The 25615-nt window shown below is 66.2% G+C and carries 29 protein-coding genes and 1 tRNA gene; 15 read left to right on the top strand and 15 right to left on the bottom strand.

Annotated features, from left to right (window positions below):
- Nucleotides 1-6: 6 nt before the first annotated feature.
- Nucleotides 7-1005, bottom strand: coding sequence for a PQQ-dependent sugar dehydrogenase (locus ABQE44_RS14480; RefSeq protein ID WP_448430547.1), 999 nt, complete (start codon nucleotides 1003-1005; stop codon nucleotides 7-9).
- A gap of 103 nt (nucleotides 1006-1108) precedes the next feature.
- Here ABQE44_RS14480 and ABQE44_RS14475 point away from each other — a divergent pair, with 103 nt between their 5' ends.
- The 4 genes from ABQE44_RS14475 (at nucleotide 1109) to ABQE44_RS14460 (ending at nucleotide 6756) form a co-directional block, all read left to right on the top strand.
- Entirely contained in the window at nucleotides 1109-2275 is a 1167-nt protein-coding gene (locus ABQE44_RS14475; RefSeq protein ID WP_448430545.1) for an FAD-binding domain, read from the top strand.
- Between the two features lie 87 nt (nucleotides 2276-2362).
- Nucleotides 2363-4732, top strand: coding sequence for a flippase-like domain-containing protein (locus tag ABQE44_RS14470; protein ID WP_448430453.1), 2370 nt, complete (start codon nucleotides 2363-2365; stop codon nucleotides 4730-4732).
- Between the two features lie 123 nt (nucleotides 4733-4855).
- On the top strand, nucleotides 4856-5791 hold the full coding sequence (locus ABQE44_RS14465; RefSeq protein WP_448392182.1) for a cyclopropane mycolic acid synthase family methyltransferase: 936 nt from the start codon (nucleotides 4856-4858) through the stop codon (nucleotides 5789-5791).
- Nucleotides 5792-5862: 71 nt separating this feature from the next.
- Nucleotides 5863-6756, top strand: coding sequence for a cyclopropane mycolic acid synthase family methyltransferase (locus ABQE44_RS14460; RefSeq protein WP_448430451.1), 894 nt, complete (start codon nucleotides 5863-5865; stop codon nucleotides 6754-6756).
- Nucleotides 6757-6813: 57 nt separating this feature from the next.
- On the opposite strand, the gene ABQE44_RS14455 is transcribed toward ABQE44_RS14460, so the two are convergent.
- Entirely contained in the window at nucleotides 6814-8064 is a 1251-nt protein-coding gene (locus tag ABQE44_RS14455; RefSeq protein WP_448430449.1) for a KasA/KasB family beta-ketoacyl-ACP synthase, read from the bottom strand.
- 62 nt (nucleotides 8065-8126) lie between these two features.
- On the opposite strand from ABQE44_RS14455, the gene ABQE44_RS14450 reads away from it, so the two are divergent.
- The 3 genes from ABQE44_RS14450 to ABQE44_RS14440 all read left to right on the top strand — a co-directional run bounded on the left by ABQE44_RS14450 (nucleotide 8127) and on the right by ABQE44_RS14440 (nucleotide 9679).
- Nucleotides 8127-8513, top strand: a complete 387-nt coding sequence (locus ABQE44_RS14450; RefSeq protein WP_448392185.1) for a DUF2237 family protein — start codon at nucleotides 8127-8129, stop codon at nucleotides 8511-8513.
- Between the two features lie 43 nt (nucleotides 8514-8556).
- A complete protein-coding gene (locus ABQE44_RS14445; RefSeq protein ID WP_448430447.1) occupies nucleotides 8557-9045 on the top strand; it encodes a hypothetical protein in 489 nt (162 codons plus the stop codon).
- A gap of 214 nt (nucleotides 9046-9259) precedes the next feature.
- On the top strand, nucleotides 9260-9679 hold the full coding sequence (locus ABQE44_RS14440) for a hypothetical protein (RefSeq protein WP_448430445.1): 420 nt from the start codon (nucleotides 9260-9262) through the stop codon (nucleotides 9677-9679).
- Here the strand turns inward: ABQE44_RS14440 and ABQE44_RS14435 are convergent.
- A complete protein-coding gene (locus ABQE44_RS14435) occupies nucleotides 9664-10536 on the bottom strand; it encodes a phytanoyl-CoA dioxygenase family protein (protein WP_448430443.1) in 873 nt (290 codons plus the stop codon). The two genes, ABQE44_RS14440 and ABQE44_RS14435, sit on opposite strands and share 16 nt — an antisense overlap.
- 134 nt (nucleotides 10537-10670) lie before the next feature.
- Here ABQE44_RS14435 and ABQE44_RS14430 point away from each other — a divergent pair, with 134 nt between their 5' ends.
- Nucleotides 10671-11153, top strand: a complete 483-nt coding sequence (locus tag ABQE44_RS14430) for a hypothetical protein (RefSeq protein WP_448392189.1) — start codon at nucleotides 10671-10673, stop codon at nucleotides 11151-11153.
- A 98-nt stretch (nucleotides 11154-11251) separates the two neighbouring features.
- On the opposite strand, the gene ABQE44_RS14425 is transcribed toward ABQE44_RS14430, so the two are convergent.
- From ABQE44_RS14425 to ABQE44_RS14410, 4 genes are all read right to left on the bottom strand, one after another.
- Nucleotides 11252-11734, bottom strand: a complete 483-nt coding sequence (locus tag ABQE44_RS14425; protein ID WP_448392190.1) for a YflT domain-containing protein — start codon at nucleotides 11732-11734, stop codon at nucleotides 11252-11254.
- A 331-nt stretch (nucleotides 11735-12065) separates the two neighbouring features.
- Complete coding sequence (locus ABQE44_RS14420) at nucleotides 12066-12869, bottom strand: SDR family oxidoreductase (RefSeq protein ID WP_448430441.1); 804 nt, start codon at nucleotides 12867-12869, stop codon at nucleotides 12066-12068.
- Nucleotides 12866-13699, bottom strand: a complete 834-nt coding sequence (locus tag ABQE44_RS14415) for a mycofactocin-coupled SDR family oxidoreductase (RefSeq protein ID WP_448430543.1) — start codon at nucleotides 13697-13699, stop codon at nucleotides 12866-12868. Before ABQE44_RS14415 ends, ABQE44_RS14420 begins: the two co-directional genes overlap by 4 nt.
- A complete protein-coding gene (locus tag ABQE44_RS14410; protein WP_448430541.1) occupies nucleotides 13699-14397 on the bottom strand; it encodes a carboxymuconolactone decarboxylase family protein in 699 nt (232 codons plus the stop codon). The genes ABQE44_RS14415 and ABQE44_RS14410 overlap by 1 nt, the downstream gene beginning before the upstream one ends.
- A gap of 102 nt (nucleotides 14398-14499) precedes the next feature.
- On the opposite strand from ABQE44_RS14410, the gene ABQE44_RS14405 reads away from it, so the two are divergent.
- Nucleotides 14500-15189, top strand: a complete 690-nt coding sequence (locus ABQE44_RS14405) for a TetR/AcrR family transcriptional regulator (protein ID WP_448430439.1) — start codon at nucleotides 14500-14502, stop codon at nucleotides 15187-15189.
- 217 nt (nucleotides 15190-15406) lie between these two features.
- Here ABQE44_RS14405 and ABQE44_RS14400 read toward each other — a convergent pair whose 3' ends face one another.
- Together ABQE44_RS14400 and ABQE44_RS14395 are read right to left on the bottom strand one after the other, a co-directional pair.
- Complete coding sequence (locus ABQE44_RS14400; protein ID WP_448430437.1) at nucleotides 15407-15847, bottom strand: PASTA domain-containing protein; 441 nt, start codon at nucleotides 15845-15847, stop codon at nucleotides 15407-15409.
- Between the two features lie 238 nt (nucleotides 15848-16085).
- Nucleotides 16086-16168 (bottom strand) — tRNA-Tyr (locus ABQE44_RS14395).
- A gap of 104 nt (nucleotides 16169-16272) precedes the next feature.
- Between ABQE44_RS14395 and ABQE44_RS14390 the strand changes: the two genes are divergently transcribed.
- On the top strand, nucleotides 16273-16764 hold the full coding sequence (locus ABQE44_RS14390) for a YajQ family cyclic di-GMP-binding protein (protein WP_448430435.1): 492 nt from the start codon (nucleotides 16273-16275) through the stop codon (nucleotides 16762-16764).
- On the opposite strand, the gene ABQE44_RS14385 is transcribed toward ABQE44_RS14390, so the two are convergent.
- Entirely contained in the window at nucleotides 16755-17192 is a 438-nt protein-coding gene (locus ABQE44_RS14385) for a type II toxin-antitoxin system VapC family toxin (protein WP_448430433.1), read from the bottom strand. The two genes, ABQE44_RS14390 and ABQE44_RS14385, sit on opposite strands and share 10 nt — an antisense overlap.
- Entirely contained in the window at nucleotides 17179-17436 is a 258-nt protein-coding gene (locus tag ABQE44_RS14380; protein WP_448430431.1) for a ribbon-helix-helix domain-containing protein, read from the bottom strand. The genes ABQE44_RS14385 and ABQE44_RS14380 overlap by 14 nt, the downstream gene beginning before the upstream one ends.
- Nucleotides 17437-17542: 106 nt before the next feature.
- Between ABQE44_RS14380 and ABQE44_RS14375 the strand changes: the two genes are divergently transcribed.
- A complete protein-coding gene (locus ABQE44_RS14375) occupies nucleotides 17543-18568 on the top strand; it encodes an NAD(P)H-dependent glycerol-3-phosphate dehydrogenase (protein ID WP_448430429.1) in 1026 nt (341 codons plus the stop codon).
- Between the two features lie 76 nt (nucleotides 18569-18644).
- Here ABQE44_RS14375 and ABQE44_RS14370 read toward each other — a convergent pair whose 3' ends face one another.
- The gene (locus tag ABQE44_RS14370) at nucleotides 18645-19217 is read right to left on the bottom strand and encodes a hypothetical protein (protein ID WP_448430427.1); all 573 of its coding nucleotides are present in this window, start codon (nucleotides 19215-19217) and stop codon (nucleotides 18645-18647) included.
- A 100-nt stretch (nucleotides 19218-19317) separates the two neighbouring features.
- Between ABQE44_RS14370 and ABQE44_RS14365 the strand changes: the two genes are divergently transcribed.
- Entirely contained in the window at nucleotides 19318-19791 is a 474-nt protein-coding gene (locus ABQE44_RS14365; RefSeq protein WP_448430425.1) for a nitroreductase family deazaflavin-dependent oxidoreductase, read from the top strand.
- Here ABQE44_RS14365 and htpX read toward each other — a convergent pair.
- On the bottom strand, nucleotides 19785-20675 hold the full coding sequence (htpX, locus tag ABQE44_RS14360; RefSeq protein ID WP_448392203.1) for a zinc metalloprotease HtpX: 891 nt from the start codon (nucleotides 20673-20675) through the stop codon (nucleotides 19785-19787). The two genes, ABQE44_RS14365 and htpX, sit on opposite strands and share 7 nt — an antisense overlap.
- 84 nt (nucleotides 20676-20759) lie before the next feature.
- On the bottom strand, nucleotides 20760-21767 hold the full coding sequence (gene grcC1, locus ABQE44_RS14355) for a nonaprenyl/(2E,6E)-farnesyl/geranylgeranyl diphosphat synthase (protein ID WP_448392204.1): 1008 nt from the start codon (nucleotides 21765-21767) through the stop codon (nucleotides 20760-20762).
- Nucleotides 21768-21779: 12 nt separating this feature from the next.
- On the opposite strand from grcC1, the gene menJ reads away from it, so the two are divergent.
- From menJ to ABQE44_RS14340, 3 genes are all read left to right on the top strand, one after another.
- Nucleotides 21780-23009, top strand: coding sequence for a menaquinone reductase MenJ (menJ, locus tag ABQE44_RS14350; RefSeq protein WP_448430539.1), 1230 nt, complete (start codon nucleotides 21780-21782; stop codon nucleotides 23007-23009).
- Nucleotides 23009-23449, top strand: a complete 441-nt coding sequence (locus ABQE44_RS14345) for a GAF domain-containing protein (RefSeq protein ID WP_448392205.1) — start codon at nucleotides 23009-23011, stop codon at nucleotides 23447-23449. Before menJ ends, ABQE44_RS14345 begins: the two co-directional genes overlap by 1 nt.
- A 94-nt stretch (nucleotides 23450-23543) precedes the next feature.
- Entirely contained in the window at nucleotides 23544-23759 is a 216-nt protein-coding gene (locus tag ABQE44_RS14340) for a hypothetical protein (protein ID WP_448392206.1), read from the top strand.
- A gap of 12 nt (nucleotides 23760-23771) precedes the next feature.
- Here the strand turns inward: ABQE44_RS14340 and ABQE44_RS14335 are convergent, their stop codons facing one another.
- Nucleotides 23772-25550: a hydroxysqualene dehydroxylase gene (locus ABQE44_RS14335; RefSeq protein WP_448430423.1), complete on the bottom strand. Its 1779-nt coding sequence runs from the start codon at nucleotides 25548-25550 to the stop codon at nucleotides 23772-23774.
- Between the last annotated feature and the right edge of the window lie 65 nt (nucleotides 25551-25615).

Here is a 25615-nt window from a genome sequence, read left to right as displayed (position 1 = left end):
GTTCAATCACGGCTGATACAGCAGGATCCGGTCGTCGCCGTCGCGCGGGGTCCCCCGCCCGTCGCGGTTGCTGGTGGTGAACCACAACGCGCCATCGGGTGCGGCGACCACCGTCCGCAGCCGCCCGAACCGGCCCACGAACAGCGACTCCGGCTCACCAAGTCCGCCGTCGGCGCCGACCGGTATCCGGAACAGCCGCTCACCGCGCAACGCCGCGACCCACAGCGCGCCGCCGAAGAACGCCAGCCCGGACGGCGATGCCTCATCGACACCCCACTGCACCACCGGGTCGACCAGACCTTCGGTGCCGGCGCGGCCCTCGGCCATCGGCCAGCCGTAGTTGCCGCCCGGCTCGATCAGGTTGAGCTCGTCGATGCGGTTGGCGCCGAACTCGGTTGCCCACATCCGGCCGGCCGCATCCCAGGCCAGCCCCTGAATGTTGCGGTGGCCCAACGACCACACCGGCGATGCCGGATCCGGGTTGTCCGGCGGGATCGACCCGTCGAGGTTGATCCGCAGGATCTTGCCGCCCAACGACGACGGGTCCTGCGCCAGACCGGGATCACCGCGCTCACCGGTGGCCACGTAGAGCTTGCCGTCCGGGCCCAGCGCGATGCGACCGCCGTTGTGGATCGTGCCCGCCGGGATGCCGGTGAAGATCGGTGCCTGCTCGGAGAGCGCGGCGCCGTCGAAGCTCATCCGCACCACCCGGTTGTCCTGTGCGGTGGTGATGTAGGCGTAGACGGTTTGGCCGACGGTGACCAGTCCCAGCAGCCCGCCCTCGCCGCGCGCCGCGACACCATCGACCGCACCGACCTGGTTCACCGTTCCGGACAGCGACAGGTGTTGGATGGCGCCGCTGTTGCGTTCGGCGATCAACGCACTGCCGTCGGGTAGGAACGCGATGCCCCACGGCACGTCGAGGTTGGTGGCGACATCGCGGGGTTCCGCGCCGCTGGGCTGACCGCGGGATTCGGTGTTGTATCCACATGCGGCCACCAACATCACGCTCGATGCGACGGCCAGCAATGCGCGCGCGAATGCAGTCACCGAAGCGGAGTACCCGCACCGGGCCGGCCAATCCCACTACGCTGGTCCGCGCGTGAACATGAATATCGCCATCAGCGGCGCGGGCGTAGCCGGCGCGGCCATCGCACATTGGCTGCAGCGTGCGGGCCACACGCCGACGCTCATCGAGCAGGCACCGGCGTTTCGCACCGGCGGCTACATGATCGACTTCTGGGGCGTCGGCTACCGGGTCGCACGCCGCATGGGCATCGAGCCGGCCATCCGCGACGCCGGTTATGCAGTGCAGTCGGTGCGCAGCGTCGGCGCCGACGGCAAGACCAAGTCCGAGCTGCAAGTCGACACCTTGGCCACGATCGTCGGCGACGACATGATCAGCCTGCCGCGGGGCGACCTCGCCGCGGCCATCTACGACACCATCGACGGCAAGGTCGACGCCCTCTTCGGCGACAGCATCGCCACGCTCGACGAGCATCCCGACGGGGTGCGGCTCACCTTCGAGCACGCCGAGCCGCAGGAGTTCGACCTCGTCATCGGCGCCGACGGACTGCACTCCAACGTGCGACGCCTGGTCTTCGGTTCCGAACAGGACTACGAGCACTACCTGGGATGCAAGGTCGCCGCGTGCGTGGTCGACGACTACCGTCCACGCGACGAACTGGTCTACCTCACCTACAACTCCCCCGGTAAGCAGGTCGGCCGCTTCGCGCTGCGCGGGGACCGCACCCTGTTCCTGTTCGTGTGGCGCGACGAGCACGACCACGCCGGACTGTCCCCGAAACAGCAGTTACACAACCAGTTCGACGAGGCCGGCTGGGAATGCCCGCAGATCCTCGCCGCAGTGGACGGCGTCGACGACATCTATTTCGACGTGGTCAGCCAGATTCGGATGGATCGGTGGTCGCAGGGCCGGGTGATGCTGATCGGCGATGCGGCGGGCTGCATCTCGCTGCTCGGCGGCGAAGGCACCGGGCTGGCGATCACCGAGGCCTACGTGCTCGCCGGAGAACTGCAGCGCGCCGGCGGCGACCACTACCGCGCCTTCCCCGCCTATGAGGAGCGGCTGCGGCCGTTCATCGACGACAAGCAGGCCGGCGCCAAACGACTGATCGGGTTCTTCGCCACCAAGACCCGACTCGGCCTGTGGTTTCGCAACATCGCCATTCGCAGCTTTGCCTTCCCGCCGCTGGCGAGGGTGTTGGCCGGTAGCGTCGGCGACGATTTCGAGCTGCCCCACTACGCCATCTAGCGCGGCAACGCCGACAACCAACGCCGTACCGATAAGTTGTCGGCGAGTCGCCACCCCCGCGACCCAAGGACGAAAGATCGTGGAGACATGCGCGTTGACGGGCGGGAGATCGCCGTTTCCGGCAGCCTCCTGCAGCCGCTGACCCGGCGGACCAACGACATTCTGCGGGTCATCCTGTCGGGGCTGTTTTTGGCGATCGTCATCTTCAGCTCGCTGGTCACCCGCTACGAGTGGGTGGCGCTGGAGCAGTCGATCTCCGGGATCGTCGGGGTGCTCACCCCCACCCAGGCCAACCTGGTGTACATCGCCTACGGCATCGCGCTGGTGGCGCTGCCGTTTCTGATCCTGGTCGGCCTGATCGTGTCGCGGCAGTGGAAGCTGCTCGGCGCGTACGCGGCCGCTGCGGCCATCGCGGGGCTGGCGCTGTCGGTGACCGGTGACGGCCTGGCCGCGCCGCGCTGGCACTTCGACCTGTCCGAGCGCCTCGATTCGGTGACCTCGCAGTTCGTCGACGATCCGCGCTGGATCGCGATGCTGGTCGCGGTGCTGACCGTCTCGGGACCGTGGTTGCCTGCGCGTTGGCGGCGCTGGTGGTGGGCGCTGCTGTTGGCGTTCGTGCCGATCCACCTGTTGATCAGCGCGATCGTGCCCGCACGATCGCTGTTCGGGCTGGCCGTCGGCTGGTTCGTCGGCGCGCTGGTGGTGCTCGTCGTCGGAACCCCCGGCCTGGAGGTGCCCCTGGATGGCGCCGTGCGCGCGATGGCACGACGCGGCTGCGTGGTCACGGGGCTGACCGTGGTGCGGCCCGCGGGCGCCGGGCCGTTGGTGATGCTCGCGACGTGTGTGGACCAGAAGTCATCAGCGGTGATGGAGCTGTACGGGCCGCACCAGCGCGGCGGCGGTGTGCTCCGCCAGCTGTGGCTCAAGCTGCGATTACGCGACCGCGAAACCGCCCCGCTGCATGCCTCCATGCGCCGCCAAGTGGAACACCGCGCGTTGATGGCCATCGCGATCGGACAACTCGGCCTCGCCAACACCTCGACGATCAGCGTCGCCGCCCTCGACCGCGGCTGGACGCTCTACGCCCACACCCCCGCCCGCGGCACCCCGATCGACGAAGACACCATCCCCGTCGGCCGCGTGTGGGAGTCGTTGCGGTCGCTGCACGACTGCCAGATCTCCCACGGCGACCTGCGCGCCAGCAAGATCACCGTCGCCGACGACGAGGTGCTGTTCGGCGGGTTCGAGCGGGCCGAGTACGGCGCCACCGACGCCCAGTTGCGCTCCGACGTCGCCCAGCTGCTGGTCACCACATCCGACCTGTACGACGCACCGTCGGCCGTGCGCGCCGCGATCGACTCGTTCGGCAAGGACGCGGTGCTCAACGCATCCCGGCGGCTCACGAAAGCCGCAGTGCCCCAACATATCCGGCAACCGATCGAGGACGCCGGCGCGGTCATCTCGGAAGCGCGCGACGAGGTCAAGCGGCAAACCCGCGTCGACGAGATCCGCGCCGAGACGGTCACCCGGTTCACCCGCAGCCAGATCATTCAGCTGGTGCTGCTGATCGCGCTGGTGTACGTCGCCTATCCGTTCATCAGCTCGGTGCCGACCTTCGTCACCGAACTGCGCACCGCCAACTGGTGGTGGGCGCTGGTCGGGCTGGCGGCATCGGGGCTGACGTATATCGGTGCGGCGGCGGCACTTTGGGCCTGCGCCGACGGCCTGGTCACGCTGCGCGGGCTGACCGTCATGCAGGTCGCCAACAAGTTCGCTGCGACCACCACCCCGGCCGGCGTCGGCGGCCTGGCGCTGTCCGCGCGCTACCTGCAGAAGGGCGGCGTCAGCCCGATGAGGGCCACCACCGCCGTCGCGCTGCAACAGTCGGTGCAGGTGATCACCCACATCGGGCTGCTGATCCTGTTCAGCACCGCGGCCGGAGCGTCGGCGGATCTGGGTCGCTTCGTCCCCGACATCGCGGTGCTGTATCTGGTCGCCGGGGTGGCGCTGGGCCTGGTCGGCACGTTCTTGCTGGTGCCCAAGCTGCGGCGATGGCTGGCCACCGCGGTGCGCCCGCGGCTGCAGGAGATGGTCGGCCACCTCACCGAACTGGCCCGCGAGCCCAGGCGTCTTGCGATCATCGTCGCGGGCTGTGCGGCGACGACGCTGGGTAACGCATTCGCCCTGTGGGCGGCGGTGGCGGCGTTCGGCGGGGACACGTCGTTCATCACGGTCACCGTGGTGACGATGGTGGGCGGAACGCTCGCGTCGGCGGCCCCCACCCCCGGTGGCGTCGGCGCCGTCGAGGCCGCGCTGATCGGTGGTTTGGCGGCGTTCGGAATGCCTGCCGCGACCGCGGTGCCCGCCGTGCTGCTCTACCGCGTCCTGACGATTTGGCTGCCGGTGTTCGCCGGGTGGCAGGTGATGCGCTGGATGACGAAAAATCACCGAATTTAGCAGGTCGACGCGTCGGCGGGGCCGTTCCAACACCACCCCCACAGCGGGTACTGTCGACTCATCGTGTCGAGAACAGCTGCGCGAACGAGCAAGACGAACCGCCACATTCGGTAAAGGGTGACGATGACAGATCAATCAAGCGCAGGGACCGGCCAGCCAGAGTCCAAGTGGCTGTCGAAGTCGGCGGCTCAGACCCGCGGCTCAGACAAGAAGGAAGTCCAGTTCCACTACGACATCTCCAACGATTTCTTCAAGCTGTGGCAGGACCCGACCCAGACGTACAGCTGCGCTTACTTCGAACGCGACGACATGACGCTCGAAGAGGCCCAGATGGCCAAGGTCGACCTGGCCCTCGGCAAGTTGGGACTGCAGCCGGGTATGACGTTGCTGGACATCGGCTGCGGCTGGGGTTCCACCATCATGCGGGCGGTCGACCGCTACGACGTCAACGTGATCGGACTGACCCTGTCGGAGAACCAAAAAGAGCACATCGAGAACCACTGGTTCGCCAACTCGAAGAGCAAGCGAAACATGGAGGTGCGGCTGCAGCCGTGGGAGGAGTTCGAGGGCCGCGTCGACCGGATCGTGTCGATCGGGGCCTTCGAGCACTTCGGGTTCAACAAGTACGACGACTACTTCAAGAAGACGTTCAACTGGCTGCCCGATGACGGCGCGATGCTGCTACACACGATCATCATTCCGGAAGACGAAGAGATCAAAGCCAAGGGTCTGCCGCTGACCATGTCCAATGTGCGCTTCATCAAGTTCATCATGGACGAGATCTATCCCGGCGGGCGGCTGCCGCTGGCCTCGATGGTCCGGGATCACGCCGTCAAGGCCGGCTATACGGTCACGCGCGAGCAGCACCTGCAGCCCCACTACGTCAAGACGCTGGACACCTGGGCGGCCAACCTCGAAGCCCACAAGGACGAGGCGATTTCCATCACGTCCGAGGAGATCTACGAGCGGTTCTACAAGTATCTGACCGGCTGCGCTGACCTGTTCCGCGACGGTTACACCGACGTCTGCCAGTTCACGTGTGAGAAGGCAGGCGTTTAGCCGATTTACGAAAAGTGAGATATACAAAGTGCGTCAATTGCGCACCCCATAGCTGAAGGAGCCGAACGCGGATGTCGGAGAGCAGGTCGGGCTCGACGAAGATCTCGACGGATATGCGGCCAGCCTACGAAGATGTTCAGGCCCATTACGACCTATCCAACGAGTTCTTCGGGTTGTTCCAAGACCCGTCGCGCACCTACAGCAGCGCCTACTTCCAGCGTGACGACATGACGCTCGAAGAGGCGCAGCTGGCCAAGATCGACCTGGCTCTCGGAAAGCTCGATCTGCAACCGGGTATGACGCTGCTCGACGTCGGGTGCGGTTGGGGCTCGGTGATGAAGCGGGCGGTCGAGAAGTACGACGTCAACGTCGTCGGTTTGACGCTGAGCAAGAACCAGCGCGCGTTCGCCAGCGAGATGTTGGCGGGACTCGACACCGAGCGCTCGCGGAAGGTGCATCTGCGGGGCTGGGAGGAGTTCGACGGCCGCGTCGACCGCATCGTCAGCATCGAGGCGTTCGAGGCGTGGCCCAAGTCGAAGTACAAGGCGTTTTTCGAAACGTGCTACCGCGTCATGCCCAGCGACGGCCGGCTGCTGCTGCAGACCATCATGGGACACCCGCTCAAGCGGTGGCCGGAGATGGGCATCCCGATAGTCATGAGCGACTTGAAGTTCATGCGGTTCATCGCCAAGGAGATCTTCCCCGGGGGTGCCGTGCCGTGCGACGAGGATGTCATCGACTTCTCCCGGGACGCCGGCTTCACGCTGCAGGAACTCGACAAGCTGAACCCGCACTATGTGCGGACCCTGCGCACCTGGGCCGACGCCCTGGAGGCGCACCACGACGAGGCCGTCGCGGTGACGTCGGAGGAGATCTACCAGCGCTACATGCACTACCTGACCGGCTGCGCGGACTTCTTCGAGCGCGGCATCTGTGAGGTCGGGCAGTTCACCCTCGTCAAGTAAGCGATTTGTGTGCGTTTACGCGCGCTGAGCGCGCGTGAACGCACACAAATCGCTCTATTAGGGCGCGCCGAACACCAGCGCGACGTTGTAGCCGCCGAACCCGAACGAGGTGCTGATCGCGTACCGGTAGTCGCCGCGGCGCGGACCGCCTGCGACGACGTCGAGGTCGATCTCGGGGTCGGGTTCGGTGTAGTTGAGGGTCGGCGGTACCACGCCGTCGCGCAGCGTCTGCACGGTCAGCGCGGCTTCGACCGCTCCGGAGGCGCCCAGTGAGTGACCCAGCGCCGCCTTCGACGCGTACACGGCGGGTTTGTGCGCGCCGAGTGCGCGACCGATGGCTCGCGCCTCGGCGAGGTCGCCGACGCGGGTTCCGCAGGCGTGGGCGTTGATGTGGTCGACGTCGGTGGGCGTCAGCCCCGCCACCTCGATGGCGCGGCTGATCGCATCGCCTGCGCGCTCCCCCGAGGGTTCGGGCTCGAGGGCGTCGTAGCCGTCCGACGTCATCGCCGCGCCCATCAGCCGCGCCAGGATGCGCGCGCCACGCGCTTTGGCGTGCTCCTCTCGCTCGACGAGCAGTAGCGCCCCGCCTTCGCCGAGCACCAAGCCGTCGCGGTTCTTGGCGAACGGGCGGCAGGCGCCCGCCGGGTCGGCGTTGTTGGTGGACATCGCGCCCTGCTGAATGAACGCCGCGACCGGCACCGCCTCGATCTCGGTTTCCACGCCGCCGCAGATCGCCACATCGGCGTCGTCGAACACGATGTGGCGCCAGGCCTGGCCGATGGCCGCTGCGCCGGAGGCGTCGGCCATCACCGGCGACATGATCCCCGCCTTGGCCTGATGGTCCAGTCCGAGCGCCGCGGCCGCCGAGTTGGGCATGTACATCTGCACGGCCAGCGGCGAAACCGCCCGCAGCCCTTTCTGTTTCCACGAGTCGTACTGGGCCGGGATCTCCTCGGTCGAGCCGAGCGCCAACCCGACCGAGACCATCAACCGCCTGGTGTCGACTTCTGGGGAACCGGCGACCTCCCACAGCCGGCGTCCGAGCAGGGTGGACATCTTCTGCATGAACGCCATCCGGCGTTTCTCGACGCGGTTGAGTTGATCGTCGAAGTCCTCGCGAAGCTGTCCGCCGATGCGGACCGGTGATTCGTATTCGCCGACGAACCACTTGTCGAGCGCGCGGATTCCACTGTCGCCCTGCAGCAGTTGCTGCCACGTCTGTTCGGCGTCGGGCGCCAGCGCGGTCGTTGTGGCCACCGCGGTGATCACAACACCGGGAAGCCCGTCGCCGGTCATCAGCGAAGCCATACCAGGTGCTCCTCCATGCCAACGTTTAGATTAGAACCCGGATGCTGCGGAGGCGAGATTAGGTGACTGAGCGCAATGTGATTGGTGGTCCGCTCGAGCCGTGCGGCACCGAGCCGATGACTGGCTTCTACCGCGACGGGTGCTGTTCGACCGGTCCGGAAGACATCGGCAGGCACACCATCTGCGCGGTGGTGACCGGCCCGTTTCTCGATCACCAGCGCGCCATCGGCAACGACCTGTCGACGCCTCGGCCGGAGTTCCGGTTTCCGGGGCTCAAGCCGGGTGACCGGTGGTGCGTCACCGCGGTGAACTGGTTGCGGGCGTATCGGGACGGCGCGGCGGCGCCGGTGGTGTTGGCGTGCACCCACGAACGCACGCTGGAGGTGGTGCCGTTGGAGGCGCTGCGCGAGCACGCCGTCGACGTGCCCGACGACCTCGGTGACCTTTGACGATCGGCGCGACGCGGTGGCGGTGAGGCCGTACCGTGAGCGCATGGCTGACGATGTACCCGCGGTCACGCTGTCCAATCCCCCGGAGCGTCTGCTGCGGGTGGCCAACCCGACGATGCGGCTGCTGATGCACACGCCCCTGATCGGTTCGATGCGCCAGCAGATGATCGTGCTGACGGTCACCGGACGCAAAAGCAGGCGCAGGTTCTCGTTTCCGTTGAGCGCGCATCAAATTGACAGCGTTTACTATGCGCTGACCAGCGCGCCGTGGAAGAACAACTTCCGCGGCGGCGCCAACGCCACGGTGCAGCACGCCGGGTCGATCGTCCGGGTACACGGTGAGCTGATCACCGAACCTGCCGACGTCGCCGACATCTGCCGGCGCTGCGCGCAGGCCTACGGTGCCAAACGCGCACAGATGTCGCTGGGCATGAAGTTCCGCGACCACAGCCGCATCCCGACGCTCGAGGAGTTCGCCGATGCGGTGGCGCGGGAGCGTTTCGCGGCGATCCGGCTGACGCCGAGAAACTGAGGGTCAGCGCCGCTTACATACAAGCGGTGCGCGGTCGGTCCATACCCTCGGGTACGTGTCGTGCGTCTGACCACGTGTAGGCAACCCGCGGGAGCCGAAAAAATAAGTTTGAATATTTCCATTCCGGTCATTCTGTTACCAAATCGTGCTGTGATGGGGGTCACGCTGTATTGAATTCAACTGGATCGAGAGATCCGCTTGAAGGGGGGAAGCGATGGACCCGACATTGAGTCCCGCGTGGATCGGCGTGCTAGTCGTACCCATGGCGGTCATGATGGCGTTGGCATACGTGGTGGAGCGACGACAACGCCAGCGCGATCACGCCGACGGTGTCCTGTTGTCCTTTGACGATCTACGACTGACCCGCACACACCTGCTCGTCGGGTCCGGTCCGGAGGCCCAGAGGTTTCCCCTCGCCGGGCTCACCGCCACAGCCACCACCACTGCACCGCCCGGGCACGACGCCGACGAGGTCCACGTCATCATCGAGAACGCGGGCTGCGAGATCCGCCGTCGGCTCCCGTACTCGTACGGTTCCAGCGGTGATGCGCAAATCTTCGCGATCAAGTTCAACGTGCTCGCCGGCCCCTCCCCGGGTTCGGTGGGTGTGCGAACGGATCAGCGCGCCGCCTGACCATCCTGCTGCTCCAACAGCCGCAGCGGATGCAGACCGTCGACCGCGCCGACGAACGGTGGATGCACGCTGTAGCCGATCATGCGGCGGATGTCCGCGGAGACCTCGCGCGCGGTGTCCCGTGATATCGAGAACGTGAAGGCCTCCATCGGCCGCAACCAGGGCTGGCAGTACTGGGCGGTGACGGCCAGCCGCGCGGCGGCGCTGCTGTTGGCGCCTCCGCCGTGCCAGAATGTGCCGACGAAGAATACGCAGGATCCGGCGGGCATGACGACGGGGTGCGCAAAATCCTCTGGCGTGGGCCGGCGTCTTCCCCAGCGGTGGCTGCCCGGATAGAGCACGGTGGCGCCGTTGTCGGCGGTGAAGTCGTCGATCGCCCAAATAGTCGTGGCCGCAAGGGGATCGCGGGGCCGCGGTATCGGATAGAACCCGTCGTCGTGATGGGCCAGCTGCGCGGTCTCGCCGGGTTGGATGTTGATGGCCTGCAGCGCCGACAGCAGGTAGTTGTTCATCAGCAACCGGTCGAGCACCGCGAGCACCCGCGGATGGTCGACGAGCCGGTCGCAGACGCGGGTTCTACTCAAGAGGCTGTAGATGCGCTGGGTGCGATGGCCCTCGAACGAGTTGCGCCCGGTGTGTGAGAGCCAGGGCGCGACCGTCGATTTGATCTGGCGGCACTCGTCGGCGTCGAGCAGGTTCTCCCAGATGATGTAGCCGTCGCGCTCGATGGCCGCCATGTCGGCGTCGACGACCGCCGGGTCCACCGAGGCGCCGCTGCTGGGTGTCCACTTGTGCCGGCCCGCCAGATCGCTGCGCAGGTCGTCGAGCGTGCTGACCGGATCGTCGTCGATGCTCATGGCTGTCCTCTGCGTACTCGGCGGCCTGTAGGCAACATTGGACCTCGTCGGACCGCTGGTCAAGACGCCGGGTCGGCGCGGTCGCTTTTGCCGGAACCCGATCTCGATGGCCAACACGTCATAGCGTGACAGCCATGGCTGAACAGACCCCCGCCGTCACCGCGGCGCATCCGCCGGAGAAGATGCTGCGGATCGTGAATCCGATACTCGACAAGTTGCTGCGCACGCCGCTGGCCGGACCGCTGCGCAGCCGGATGATGATGGTCGACGTCGTCGGCCGCAAAACCGGCAGGCAGTACTCAATCCCGGTGAGCGCACACAAGATTGACGGTGGCCTGTACGCGTTGACATCGGCGGGCTGGAAGAACAACTTCCGCGGCGGGGCGACCTGCGACGTGGTGGTCGACGGGCGGACGACGAAGATGCGCGGTGAACTGCTGACCGATACCGCGCAAGTCGCCGAGTTGTCCCACCGCTGCGCGAAGTACTGGGGACCCCGACTCGCACCGTCGATGATGGGTCTGAAGTTCCGCGACGGCGGCATACCGTCGGTCGCGGATTTCGCCGACGTGGTGCAGCGTGAACGCCTCGCGGCGGTGCGGTTCACCCCTGTGTGAGCGTCGCTTGCGTCGATTTTGCACACAGGGTTGTTGATTCGGTCGCGCAACGGCCCGGTGTGCAATTTTCGGCTCAGCGTAGCGCCGACGAACCGTTTTCAGACTGATCGCACGTACCGGGCCGCATCGGCGGCGTACTGCTCGGTGACGTAGACGTCGTAGCGCTGGGCTTGCAAGGACTGCACGCTGGAGAAGTCACGCTGACCGCGAGTGGACCAGTGCGCGACGAAGCCGAACACGGCGCCCCAGAACGCGCCGATGACCGTCGCAATCAGCACCACCCAAATCCACAGGGGCCCCACGGCGAAGATGGCGAACAGTAGGCCGATCAGCAGACCGAACCAGGCACCGCTACCAGCGCCGGCCAGCGCCGCCCGGCCCTTCGTCATGCGCCCGGTGACGCTTTCGACCGTGCTCACGCCTTCGCCCACGATCTGTACGTGCTCGACTGGAAACCCACCGTCGGACATCCGATCCACCAGCTGCTGAGCCGACAGATAGTCGTTGAACGACGCCAGCAGGGACCGCCTACCCTCGGCAGTCGTTTCCAGGCGTGCGTTGGGTTCCGGTGAGGTCGTCATGGTTTCTCCGATCTGTGAGGTCGATTTCGGCCATCGGGGTACCCGCCCAATCAGTCCCAAAACCGGCGAGGACGGGAGCAGGGCTGCGCTCGCGAGCGCCGGATGTCAGTCGTCCCAAGATGACAAGGGGCCTGCCGCGACCACGAACCCCACTGGTTGCGCTATGCCGGGCTACCAGTTGGCAATGCTCGAATGAACCTGGTGCAGACGGTGGCAGCGATGGTCGCGCAGGCAATACCGCCTTCGGACGAACTCGCCCTGACGCCCGTCGCCGCGGCCGAGGTGATAGCCGCGCCATCACGCGACGTTGAATGCGGCCGGGGCGGTCGCCTCAGCGTCGAGCCAGCTTCTCCGTCTGCTTGGCGATGAAGGAGTTCCAGTCCGAGGCGCGCTCGACCAGGACGTCGCGAACCTGATCGTCGGTGAACAGCATGAAGGTGTCGTTGAGGATGGCTTCGGCGACCTGCTCGCCGACCTCATCTGGTCGAAGGATCTCAAATTGTTCGCCGGGATAGCCGGTTTGGACCTTGGGACCGAAGGCGGCGGGCATTGTCGCGAGGATGTTGGTCGCCACCGGGCCGGGGCAGAGCACGGTGACACCGATCCCCTGCGGCTGCAGATAAAGCCGGAGTCCTTCTGAGATCTGGACGATCGCGGCCTTCATCGCCGCGTAGGGCATCCGGTCGTACGAGTACGTGTAGAGACCGGCGAACGATGCGGTGTTCACGATGTGGCCATGGCCCTGCGCGATGAGAAGCGGAAGAAAGACGGCGTTGCTGCGCACGACGGACATCAAGTTGATATTGATAATCCGCTCCCACTCACCGACCGGCATGTGGTCGGGTCGACCGCTGGTCAGTACGCCGACGTTGTTCATCACGATATCGACCGAGCCGAACCGGTCCAGAGTGAAATCGCGGAGGTCGGCAAAGGCGTGATCGGTTCCGACGTCGCATACGAACGCCTCGGCCGCGTAACCGTTCTCTCGTAGTTGCGCCGAGGCGTCATTGGCGTTGTCCGCGTGAACATCCGCGACCACGACCCGCACTCCTCGCGTGGCCAGGGAGTGTGCGGTCGCGCGGCCGATGCCGCTGGCTCCGCCGGTGATAACGGCGGTGGCGTCCTGCAGGTTCACCGGATCGTGAAGCCGGCGTCGAGCGGCCATTGAATGCCGGTGATGAACTTGGCCTCTTTGGAGACGAGGAAGGCCACGGCGTTGGCGACGTCCTCGGGCTGGAGGATGGGCAACGGAAGTGCGTTCTCCATGCCGGAGATCGCGTTCTGGCCGCCTTCCGCCGCTTGCGCCATCAACGCGTTCATCGCGTCGTTCTGCGTCATGCCGCTGAGGACCCCGGTGGGGTGGATGGTGTTGACGCGGATCCATTCCGGGGCAAGGTAGTTGGCGAGGTTCTGCATCAGCGCCACCACGCCTCGCTTCGCAGCCGCGTAGGCGTTGCCGCTGGCGTTAAGTGAGGCGGTGCCCTTCAGGCCCGCGGTGGAGCTGGTGATGACGATCGACCCGCCGCGCTTGCCGTCGCGCATGACGGGCAGAGCCGCCCGGATGGTGTGGTAGACGCCGGTGAGGTTGGTATCGATGACGTTCTGCCAGTCCTGCATGAAGTCGTCGGATTCACCTGCGAGGCGGACGATTCCGGCGTTGGCGATGATGATGTCGATGCGGCCGAATTGCCCGACGCCAGCGTCGACCGCGGCCTGCATATCGTGGAGGTTGCGGACATCGCCTTTGCGCGCCACCATGCGGCGGCCTTCTTTCTCGACGAGCCGTTCGGTTTCCTCGAGGTCGTCAAGCGTGGCGTTCGGATATGTCATCGTCTCGATGTTCTCGCAAATGTCGACGCCGACGATGTCGGCGCCGTCGCGCGCCAGCCGCACCGCGTGAGCTCGGCCCTGTCCCCGGGCGGCACCGGTGATGAAGGCGACCTTGCCTTCGAGTGGCTTCGACATCAGTCTCCTTTCGCGGCGGCCGTGATCCGCCGCCACGAGTCGTCGGCGGCCGTCTGCAGGAGACGGCCCTTGGGAAACCCGCTGTAGGCGGAGAACTGCAGGATGACTTCGTTCATCTCCGCACGGGTGATGTCACCCGACCCCAGTGCCGCGCCGACATGTGAGTAGATCGGCCCGAGCGCGCCCGAGACCCCGACGGCGGCGACGGTGATCAGGCGGCGCTCACGACGGCCGAGGTCGGGTCGTTGCCAGAGGTGGCCGAAGACGAACGCGAGGATGCCCGCCTGGAAGTACGGCGAGTCGCGCGGTGGCGCGGGAAGCAGGTTGACGTCGACGAAGCACTTCTCGCCCTCGTCGAGGCGAACGTGGTGATCGGTCGGCCCTAAAGAATCCACCGGGAGATCGCGCCGCGGGGGGACCTCCTCGCCGCGCTCGGCGGCCAACCGTGCCCACTGGCTGCGAGCCGCTCCTTCGGCTTCGGACGCCCGAGGCCAGCCGCAGTAGACGGCGAATTGTAGTACGAACTCGAGGATCTCGTCGTAGGTGATGTCACCGCTGGCAAGTGCGGCGTACATGTGCTGGTTCATGTGGTCAACGCTCTCGAGGGCGCATACACAGGTGAGGGTGACGAACCGGCGATCTCGTCTGCTGAGGCCCGGTCGTTCCCAGACGGGCCCGAAGACAGGATCAGCGATCATCACGTCCTGATATGCCGAGTCGGCCATGAACACCCCTAGGAGTCGGTCGACTGAACTCTAAGTCCATAGACTTAATTCGTCCAGTGTGAGATTCTGGGCATCATGTCCAGGTCCGTGTCTGTGCCGGTGGAGCCGTCGGCGAAGCAGCAGCTGGTGCTCACCGCCGAGCGGTTGTTCGCGCAGCGCGGCCTCGACGGTGTTCCGCTGCGCCAGATCGGCACCGATGCGGGCATGGCCAACAAGTCGGCGGTCCAATACCACTTCGGGTCGAAAGGCAGCCTGATACAAGCGATTCTGTTGCACCGCCTCGAGGAGTTGACTCAGCGACGCCGGCTGCTGGCTGCCCGGGCTCCCGCCGATGACCTACGCGCGATCATCGAGGCGCATCAGCTGCCGCTCATCGAGATGGCAGAGGACGAGAACTGCTTCTACGTCTCGTTCTTGGAGCAGCTGCTGCGCTACGACTCGTCGATCAGTCCGCTCGCGAACCTGCCCGCGGAGCATCAGCGCTCGCATCGGGAGTACGTCAAGAGGGTCAGCGATGTCACCAGGCACATTCCGCGGCCCATCCGCGAGGAGCGGATCCACAGAGTCTCCGCGATGTGTGTGCACGCTTGCGCCGACCGCCATCGATACCGTGCGTTCGGACTGCCGGTTCCGTCGTACGCATTGCACGTCAGCTCTTTGCTCGACGATTTCGTGGCGCTGCTCGTGGCTGCACCTTCGGAAGAGACGCTCGCCGCTTTGAAGGGATCGCGCGCGCGCCGCATGGTGCTGCGGGCCCTGCCTTAGGGCCCGGACGGGCCTCGCAGCGCCCCAACGAGTTCAGCGCTCAACTAGCGGTCGCAATCACGCGCTCGTTGGATCTGACTCTTGATCTCCCGGTAGGCCTGGACTCGTGCCATCACCGCATCTGCCGCCGAGTTCGCGGGCGAGGTGTCCGGCGCGGCCTCGATTCCATAGACTCACGGCCTTCGCGTGGACTTTCTGAATCGCCCGGACATGCGCTTCACGGGCAGTTCTCGGTATCGATGCGGACCACACCGAAGTCGATCATGGTGTCGTTCGTGATGGTGGCGCCCGGCGGAGGCGTCGATGTGCACACCTGCCAGTTCGCATCCATGATCTGGTTACGCCCCTGACCTGTCAGGTCGGTAGACCCCGAGAAGAAAACCTCGTTATTGGTGAGCGCTTGAATCGCGTCCTGGGCGTCCTGGAGATTGCTACCGATCAGGTTCGGCATGGTCCACGATTGGCTCACGGAGTTAGCTGGTGCGCCGGAAGTCGCAGGCGCAATCGCGCTCGACGTGGTGATCGCCTGCGTCGGTGCGGCGACAACCGGTTGCTCCGTCGTGACGGTTACGGTCTCCGCCGGCGGAGCCGATTGGCTTGAACATCCTGCCAGCGCTACGCCTAATACGATCGCCGCAATCCACCACTTGTGCGCCATGCGCGCCCTTTCGCAGTCCCCCGGAGCAGGCCGAAGCCCGCATTCCCGAATGATCAGAAAGTGCGGCTTAGCCCCGCCTGCGCCGCACTCAACTCGAAATTAGCTGAAAGAGACCGTCCAGGAATCAGGAATTCCCCTACGATAGTCGACTCTCATCTGCTAGGAACGCTTTCGGCTGTGCCTCACCAACGCAATCAGGCCCGCGCGAAAGGCGGACCTGACCTGGGAACATGCAGAGTGGCAGGTAGAGGATTCGAACCTCTGTAGGCTTTCGCCGACGGATTTACAGTCCGCTCCCATTGGCCGCTCGGGCAACCTGCCTGGGTGCTGCACCACCGGGTGACCCGGCGTGGTGCGACTAGCAGGGTACAACGAGGATGGGCTCAAGACGAAAACGCACCCCACCGTAGAGGAGGACAGACCCAGTGGCGGATTCATCGTTCGACGTCGTCAGCAAGGTCGACCGCCAGGAAGTCGACAACGCCCTGAACCAGGCCGCCAAGGAGCTGGCCACCCGCTTCGACTTCCGCGGTACCGACACCTCCATCGCCTGGCAGGGCGAAGAGACCATCACGATCACCAGCTCGACCGAGGAACGGGTCAAGGCCGCCATCGACGTCTTCAAGGAGAAGCTGGTGCGCCGCGACATCTCGATGAAGTCCTTCGACGTCGGTGAGCCGCAGGCCTCGGGTAAGACCTACAAGGTCAGCGGCACCATCAAGCAGGGCATCGACAGCGACAACGCCAAGAAGATCACCAAGCTCATCCGCGACGACGGCCCCAAGGGCGTCAAGGCCCAGATCCAGGGCGACGAGGTGCGGGTGTCGTCGAAGAAGCGCGACGATCTGCAGGCCGTCATCGCCATGCTCAAGAAGGCCGATCTCGAGGTCGCGCTGCAGTTCGTCAACTACCGGTAGAGCTCCAGCGGGTGACGCCACCGCAATCGGTTGAACCGAGCGAAGCCGCGGTCCGCACTCACCCACGTCGCATTGTGTTCCAGGGCGTAAGCACCGAGGTAGGCGTCCGCGATGTCGTTGCCGCGGGCGTCGATCTCATCGGCAAGTTGGCGAAATAACGTCCAATGTCGTTCGCCTGCTCGAAGCTGCATCACCGCGGGTGCGTCGAGTAACCCATCGACAGCCTCCCACGCCACCTCCGGGCGGGTCGGTTCGGTGAAGACTTTGCGATTGGTAATAACCCTCACGAAGCCGCTGAGCACAATATCGGGTACGCCGACCGGTTCCTCACCGTTCGCTAACCGCTCAAAAAGTGGCCGGTAGTCCGGGTGTTCGGGCAGATCTGCGCGGTGGGCATAAAGCAATACATTGACGTCAACGCAGATCATCTAGTGCGGCACCTTCGTCCAGCGTTTCAGCGGTTGCGGCGTTCGACGAGAGGTCCACACCGGCTCGCAGCCCGCCCCGCCCGGTCGGCCTTATCTTGTAACCGCGTGCGCCCCGGCGCTGCGGCGGCTCGAGACCGCGTCGCACCGCGTCCTCCAGAACCGCAGCGACCGTACGCCCCGATCGTGCGGCTTTCTCCTTCACCTTTCGGTAGAGATCGTCGTCGATGCGGATGGTCGTTCGCACAGCAGCATCTTAGCATCAGACTGTGTCATAAAGATGTGACAAGTCGACAACGACGACCTTGGCAAACCGACCCTGGCTGCTGATCACCGGATCTAACCTGATCGGCATGGCACCTGAGAAACGTGTACCCAAGGTCGTCGTTCTCGGTGGGGGCTCCTGGGGCACCACCGTGGCGTCCATCTGCGCGCGGCGCGGCCCCACGCTGCAATGGGTGCGCTCCGAGGAGACCGCCAAGGACATCAACGACAACCACCGCAACACCAAATATCTCGGCAACGAGGTGGAGTTGCCGGAGTCGCTGAAGGCCACGACGGACTTCTCCGAGGCGGCCACCTGCGCCGACGTCATCGTGATGGGCGTGCCCTCACACGGCTTCCGCGCAGTGCTGACCGAGTTGGCCAAGGAGCTGCGACCGTGGGTGCCGGTGGTGTCGTTGGTCAAGGGGCTCGAGCAGGGCACCAACTACCGGATGAGCCAGATCGTCGCCGACGTGCTGCCCGGGCATCCGGCCGGAATCCTGGCCGGGCCGAACATCGCCCGCGAAGTGGCCGAGGGGTACGCCGCCGCTGCGGTGCTCGCGATGCCCGACCAGCAGCTCGCGGCGAATTTGGCACAACTGTTTCGTACCAAGCGGTTTCGCACCTACACCACCGACGATGTCGTCGGCGTGGAGATGGCCGGCGCGTTGAAGAACGTGTACGCGATCGCGGTCGGCATGGGCTATTCGCTTGGGATCGGCGAGAATACACGCGCGATGGTGATGTCGCGCGCGGTGCGCGAGATGTCGAAGCTCGGCGAGGCGATGGGTGGGCACCGCGACACGTTCGCGGGTCTGGCGGGAATGGGCGACCTCATCGTCACGTGCACATCGCAGCGCAGCCGTAACCGCCACGTCGGCGAGCAGCTCGGCGCGGGCAAGCCGCTCGAGGAGATCATCGCGTCGATGAACCAGGTCGCCGAGGGTGTGAAGGCCGCCAGCGTCGTCATGGAGTTCTGTAACGACTACGGGCTGTCGATGCCGATCGCGCGTGAGGTCGACGGGGTGGTCAACCACGGCTCAAGTGTCGAGCAGGCCTACCGCGGGCTGATGGTCGAGAAGCCCGGCCATGAGGTGCACGGCTCCGGCTTCTAGTCCACCGAGCGTACGGTTTGTGACGGGTCTACTCGACGTTTACGTACACAACCGTGCGCTCGGCGCAATAAAGGCGCTAGTTGAAGTACGGGTTGGTGCCCTCGGGCCGTTCCAGCAGCGGGTTGCGGCCGTCGTTGATGATGTAGCTGCCCGCGGGGCTGAGCACGAACCCGGACTGGTTGCGGCTGTCGGCGCACGTCGTCACCGAACCATCGCTGCCGCAGCTGACCGTCTGGAAGCTGATCCGCGAACCGGCCGGAAGGGGTTTGACCTCGCCGACGAAGCCAAACACCGAGGCGTCGGCGGTGGCGAACCCGGGCGTTCCCGGCCCGCCGCTGACGAAGTTCGCTCCGTTTGGTGCGGCCGGAATCGCGCCGCTGCAGCCGTATCCGCCGCTGCGCTGCAGCACACAGGTCAGCCCGTCGGGGGTGCGAAACGCATACCAGCTGCCGTCCATCACCGCGTAATCGGAAAGCTTCACCGGTGCGTAGGCGTTGACGTCGGGTGCAGGCGGAGCCGGCGGCGGCGACGGCGGCTGTGCCGCAGCGACGCCCGAGGCAGCGGCCAGCGCCGCGCCTGCGCCGAGGGCACCGACCAGAACTCTATTCAGCACAGTCCACACAGTAAGGCGTGAGGGGGCGGCTCGCATACCGGAAACATCGGCTCATGGCCACCTGCCGTTACGCGATTTCGGCGCGCTCACATCCCGCCAGCGTCCGGGAGCGCGCCCAAGTCACTAGACTTTGCCGATGTCCAAGTTGGTCAAAGCAGGTGACGCGGTATTGCGGTCGCGGGCCTTGATGCGTGCCCCGATCTGGGTGTACAAGGCTCGGCTGGGGTTTCTGCTCGGCTCGCGCATCCTGCAGCTCGAGCACATCGGCCGTCGTTCAGGGCTTCGGCGCTACGTGGTGCTCGAGGTGCTCGACCATCCCGACCCCGACACGTACGTCGTCGCCTCCGGCTTCGGCACCCGCGCGCAGTGGTACCGCAACATCGAGGCGAACCCGAACGTTCGCGTGTCGTCCGGCACCCGCAGATCCGTCCCCGCGACGGCGCGGGTGCTGAGCACCAGCGAGGCAGACGCCGCGCTCGGCCGCTACATCAGCCGTCACCGCCGTGCCTGGGACACGATGAAACCCGTCCTCGAGCAAACCCTTGGCGACCCGATCGAAACCGAGAACACCGCGTTGCCGATGGTCGAGTTGCGCCTGACGCCTCAGTAGAGGCCGGGGCCTCTGTGGTGACCGGGACCGGCCATCTCCTCGAGCCGGCGGATCCGGTCCTCCATCGGCGGGTGCGTGGAGAACAGCTTGCCGATCTTCTCCCCGGCGCGGAACGGGTTGGCGATCATCAGGTGCGCCTGATCGGCGAGCTTCGGGTCGGGCGGCAACGGCGCCTGCTCCACCCCCGCGCTGATCTTGCGCAGCGCGCTGGCCAACGCCAGCGGATCACCCGTCAGCTCGGCACCGGACTGGTCGGCCTGATACTCCCGCGACCGCGATACCGCCAGCCGGATCACCGTCGCCGCGATCGGGCCCAGCAGCGAAACCAGCAGGATCGCAAAGGGATTGGCGCCTCCGCCACGGTTACCGCCGAACATGGTCGCGAAGAAGGCGAGGTTGGCCAGCGCGGTGATCACCGACGCCATCGCCCCGGCCACACACGAGATCAGGATGTCGCGGTTGTAGACGTGGGACAGCTCATGGCCGAGCACCGCACGAAGCTCACGTTCGTTGAGGACGGCCAGAATGCCCGTCGTACAGCACACCGCCGCGTTGCGCGGGTTGCGGCCCGTCGCGAAGGCGTTCGGGGCCGCGGTATCGCTGATGTACAGCCGCGGCATCGGCTGACGCGCCGCGGTCGCGAGCTCGCGCACGATGCGGTACATCATCGGTGCCTGCATCTCGCTGACCGGCTGGGCGTGCATGGCCCGCAGCGCGAGCTTGTCGCTGTTGAAGTAGACGTAGACGTTCATCCCGACGGCGAACAGCACGGCCAGAAACATGATGTTGCGGCCGAACATCGCGCCGACGCCGACGATCAGCCCGGAGAACAGCGCCAACAACAGGAACGTCTTGACCCTGTTGGCGTGCGGGTTCCACGTCATCGCGGATTCCTCCTGCTTGGGGCTCTAGTGGAACTGGGTCTTCGTTGACATAACGCTGAGCCGACGCCCCCGGTTCCAGACGTCCTAGCCGTGCCGATGCACGGTGTAGTGCACCAGCGTCGCGAGCGCTTCGCGGCCGGGACCATCGGGCAGCCGGTTGAGCTCGTCTTCGGCCTTCTCGGCATACTGCGCGACGGTCTCTTTGGCCCGCGCCATACCCGGTGACCTGCGCAGCAACCGCAACGCCTCGGCCAGGTCGTCGTCGTTGTCGACCGGCCGGGAAAGCAGCTCGCGCAGCCGCTCGACGTCGGGGCCGGTTTCACGCAGCGCGTAGAGCACCGGAAGGGTGTGCACCCCTTCGCGCAGATCGGTGCCGGGCAATTTGCCGGATTCGTCGGGGTCGCTGTCGATGTCGATGATGTCGTCGGAAATCTGGAACGCGGTGCCGACGATTCCGCCCAGGCGGGAAAGCCGCTCGATCTGCTCGTCGTCGGCGCCGGAGAACGTCGCCCCGAACCGGCCGGAGGCCGCGATCAGGCAGGCGGTCTTCTCGTAGACCACCTTGAGGTAGTGGTCGACGGAGTCGACGTGGTCGGCGGCGCCGCGGGTTTCGCGCATCTGGCCGGTGACCAGCTGGGCGAAGGTGTCGGCGATGACGCGTACCGCCTCCGGGCCCAGCCGGCTGACCAGACGCGAGGCCGTCGCGAACAGGTAGTCGCCGGCCAGGATCGCGATGTTGTTGCTCCAGCGGGCGTTCGCACTCGGCGCGCCGCGGCGGATCTGCGCGTCGTCCATCACGTCGTCGTGATACAGCGTCGCCAGGTGCACGAGCTCGATGACGGCGCCGGCGACCGTCACCTGCCATGCGTCGGGGTCCGGACCCAGCCGCGCCGACAGCACCGTGAACAGCGGACGGAACCGTTTACCGCCGGCCCGGAACAGGTGTTGGACGGCCTCGGACATCAGCTCGTCGGCTTTGCCCAGCTCAGCGGCCATCAAGTCCTCGACGCGGGCCACGCCGTCGCGTACGTCCCGCGCGAACGCGGGGTCGCCGAAGTCCACTCCCGCCACCACGCTCGCTGGGGTTCTCACACAGCCAACATACTGGGAACCATGGATTCGCGAGCCGACGTGGTGGTGGTGGGTGCCGGACCCGCCGGATCGGCGGCTGCCGCATGGGCGTGCCGCGCCGGACGTGACGTGGTGGTGATCGACTCCGCCCAGTTCCCGCGCGACAAGTCCTGCGGCGACGGCCTGACCCCGCGCGCCGTACAGGAGATGGGCCGGCTGGGACTGGGTTCGTGGCTAGACGGCCGGGTGCGCCACCGCGGGCTGCGGATGGCGGGCTTTGGCGCCGACGTCGAAATCGAGTGGCCGGGGCCGTCGTTCCCGGCGACCTCCAGCGCGGTCCCGCGCACCGAGCTCGACGACCGTATCCGCATGGTGGCCGTCGACGAGGGGGCCAAGATGATGTTGGGCGTGAAAGCCGTTGGTGTCACTCATGATTCGGCTGGACGGGTATCGGAGGTGCGGCTGGACTCCGGGGCGTCGATCGGCTGTCGCGAGCTGATCGTCGCCGACGGCGCACGCTCGACGTTGGGCCGGGTGCTCGGCAGGCAGTGGCACAAGGAAACCGTGTACGGCGTGGCGATCCGCGGCTACATCGGCACGCCGCGGGCCAGCGAGCCGTGGATCACGTCGCACCTGGAACTGCGCTCACCCGAGGGTGCGGTGCTGCCCGGATACGGCTGGATCTTCCCGCTGGGCAACGGCGAGGTGAACATCGGCGTCGGGGCGCTCGCGACGGCCAAACGCCCCGCCGACGCCGCGCTGCGACCGCTGATGTCCTACTATGCCGGGCTGCGCCGCGACGAGTGGGGCTTCACCGGCGAACCGCGGGCCGGGCTGTCGGCGCTGTTGCCGATGGGCGGCGCGGTGTCCGGGGTGGCCGGGCCGAACTGGATGCTGATCGGCGATGCGGCCGCGTGCGTCAACCCGCTCAACGGTGAGGGCATCGACTACGGGCTGCAGACCGGCCGGCTCGCGGCGTCGCTGCTGGGCTCCGGTGATCTGACCGCGGCGTGGCCGGCGGTGCTTTCCGAGCACTACGCGCGCGGGTTCTCGGTGGCGCGACGGCTGGCTCTGTTGCTGACGATTCCGCGGTTCCTGCCGCTGGCGGGTCCGGTGGCGATGAGATCGGACTTCTTGATGACGGTCGCGGTGCGGGTGATGGGCAACTTCGTCACCGATGAGGATGAGGACTGGATCGCCCGGGTCTGGCGGGCGGCAGGAAAGGTGTCGCGACGCATCGACGAACGACCCCCGTTTTCCTGATGGGTACACCGGCCGTCTACCGCGCGCCGATGCGTTCGCGCAACGACGATTTCGACGCGGCGGCAGCGGTCGAGCGCGCGTTGGCGTTGGGCCTCGTGGGCTTCGGTGAGGCCGGTGCGGATGAGCGGCTGCAGCGCCGCGTCGACCGGTTCGCCGACGTCGCGGACGGCGCGTTCGTATGGACGCGCGACGCCGACGGCCTGTACTGGCTGGGCCGCATCGACGGGCCGTACTTCTACGACGGCGACGGGGCGGCAGTCGATCTTGTGCATGTGCGCCCATGCCGGTGGCTGTCGCGGCCGCTGCCCGAATCCGCGGTGCCCGCCGCCGTCGTCGCCACCTTCGCACGCGGCGGACGCAACTTTCAGCAGACCCACGACCGCGACGTCGGCGCGCAGTCTCAACACGCTTGGGACGCAGGCGTTGTCGAGCCGAGCTAACTGTAAGCCCAGCTAGCAGAACTGTTCACGGGCTGGCTCCGGGATTACTCTTGGGTGCGGCGGCGTTTGTCAATGCATCGAGGGAGGAACCACGATGCGGGGTCTGAGGATTCGGGCGGCACTCGGCGCGTTCGCCATCGCGGCGGCCGTGGGTTCAGCAGGCGTCGCCGCCGCGGCGCCCTCGGGTCCGTGTCAGAACGTGACCTACGTCGGTGTGTGCGAACGGCTCGGTGACCAACCACGCATCCCGCCGCAGCAGGCCACGGGCGAAGTCATATTGGCGCCCAACAACATTCAGAACTTCGGCTAGCCTCCACCTGGGCTATCTGGACGGCCAGCGGGTGTCGAAGATGTCGAGCACATGCGGGAGACCCGAGCGGTAGCGGCCGCGGTCGAGTTCCTTGAACGGACCCCACCAGGGCGCCTGGAACAACTCGACGATTTTGACCAACTGTCCGGAGTAACCCGACGCCTGCAGCACGCCGTTGGCCGCGTAGCGCCCGCCCTCGTTGGCGCCTTCCATCGTGGTGACGTTCTGGTCGGTCTTGACCCAGTCGCCCGCCAGAAACAGGTTGTCGATCCCCGTCACCGCGTTCGGTCGACGATGCCACGAACCGGGGTCCTGGATGAACAGCGGTTCGTCGTTGCGCACATCCGGTGTGCCCGTGTCGATGATCGCCGGGTCGAGGAACCACGAATGCAGCATGTCGTCGTCGACGACCTTGCCGGTGTCGTTGAGGTGGGCCTTGATCTGTTGCCACGCCTCGCGGGCGACCTCCTCGGGCGTGCAGTCGCGCGCACTCTTGCCGTTGAAGTTACCCGGGGTGGTCCAGTCCGAGATGATCGCCGACATACAGTCTTTGACGGTGCCGTCGCCGTATTCGGTGAGGCTCTTCTTCCAGAACTGTTCCTGGCTGATCGACGTGATCGCCCAGCCGGTGTCGACGTAGTTGACGTGGCCCGTGGTGACGTCGACCCGTTCCTTGAGGTAGAACATCAGGCCGTTCATCCACTCGGTGCGCAGCAGCGCGATGTTGGCCAGTTGCGGGTCGGCTTCGATGACGTCGGAGGTCAAGACGGTGGCGAGCTTCTCGCACGGCACGGCCGAGATGTACCAATCTGCGACGACGGGTTGCGGGATGCCGCCCTGGTTGACCACGGTGGCCGATTCGATGTGCCTGCCGTTGGGGGTGAACCGCGCCAACGCCTGACCGACGCGGAACTGCACCCCTTGGTCGCGCAGGTGCTCGATCCACGGGTCCAGCCACTGCGAGCTCGTCGGGCCGTTGAGCACGCGGTCAAAACCCTTGCCGTCGATGTCGTTTCCGAACATCAGGATGGACCAGACCGAGGCTTCGCCGACCAGCCCGATCGAATGGGCGCTCGCGTCTTTGGATTTGGAGGCGGCCAGGTTGCGGATGATGCCGTCGGCGAGGTAGCGGTTGTATTCGCGGGACTTTCGGTTGGCCCCGATGTAGTCCTCCCACGTCATGTGCTCCCACTGCCCGAGTTTGCGCTCGGTGCTGCTGGTGACATAGACCGCGAGCTTCTGCGCGGCGTACACCGCCTCCAACGGCGGCAGCCGGAACAACGTCTCGAACACCGCGGTGACCGATTCGATGAACACCTCGGGGGTGATCGGGTTGGGGATCGTCGGCAGCGGAAGCGGCAGCGGCACAGTCAGATCCGTGCGGCCCATCCCGGAATGCAGATACGACGTCGCGCGGGTCAGGTTGTCCCAGGTACCGTTTCGGTTGCCGGGGAACGGGACTCGGCGCATCGTGTTGGTGACGTTCTTGTAGAAACCGGGGAAGAACCGGAAGCCGTGTTCGGCGGGTAACGGGGTGGCGCCGGAGTCCGGGACCGGTATCGAGCGGGCCTTGCCGCCGAGTTCCTTGCGTTCGTAGACGGTGACCTGGTAGCCGCGGTCGACGAGTTCGTGCGCGGCGGTCAACCCGGCGATGCCCGCGCCGAACACCGCGACCGTCTTGCCGGACTGCGCCCTGGCCCGCGGCGGCATCGTGGCCAACGCGGCTGCCGCCGCGGTTCCGGCGAGGAACGTCCTGCGGGACAGGTGCGTGTGAGACGCATCACCCGACATGTCGATAAGTTAATGGCGATTCTGCCTCGGGACGGGCAGACACGCCGTGCGGCGTCGATTTGCCC

Source organism: Mycolicibacterium sp. XJ2546, from assembly GCF_053483195.1.
The sequence above is the reverse complement of the archived record's forward strand: the minus strand, read 5'-3'. Positions and strand labels throughout refer to the sequence as shown.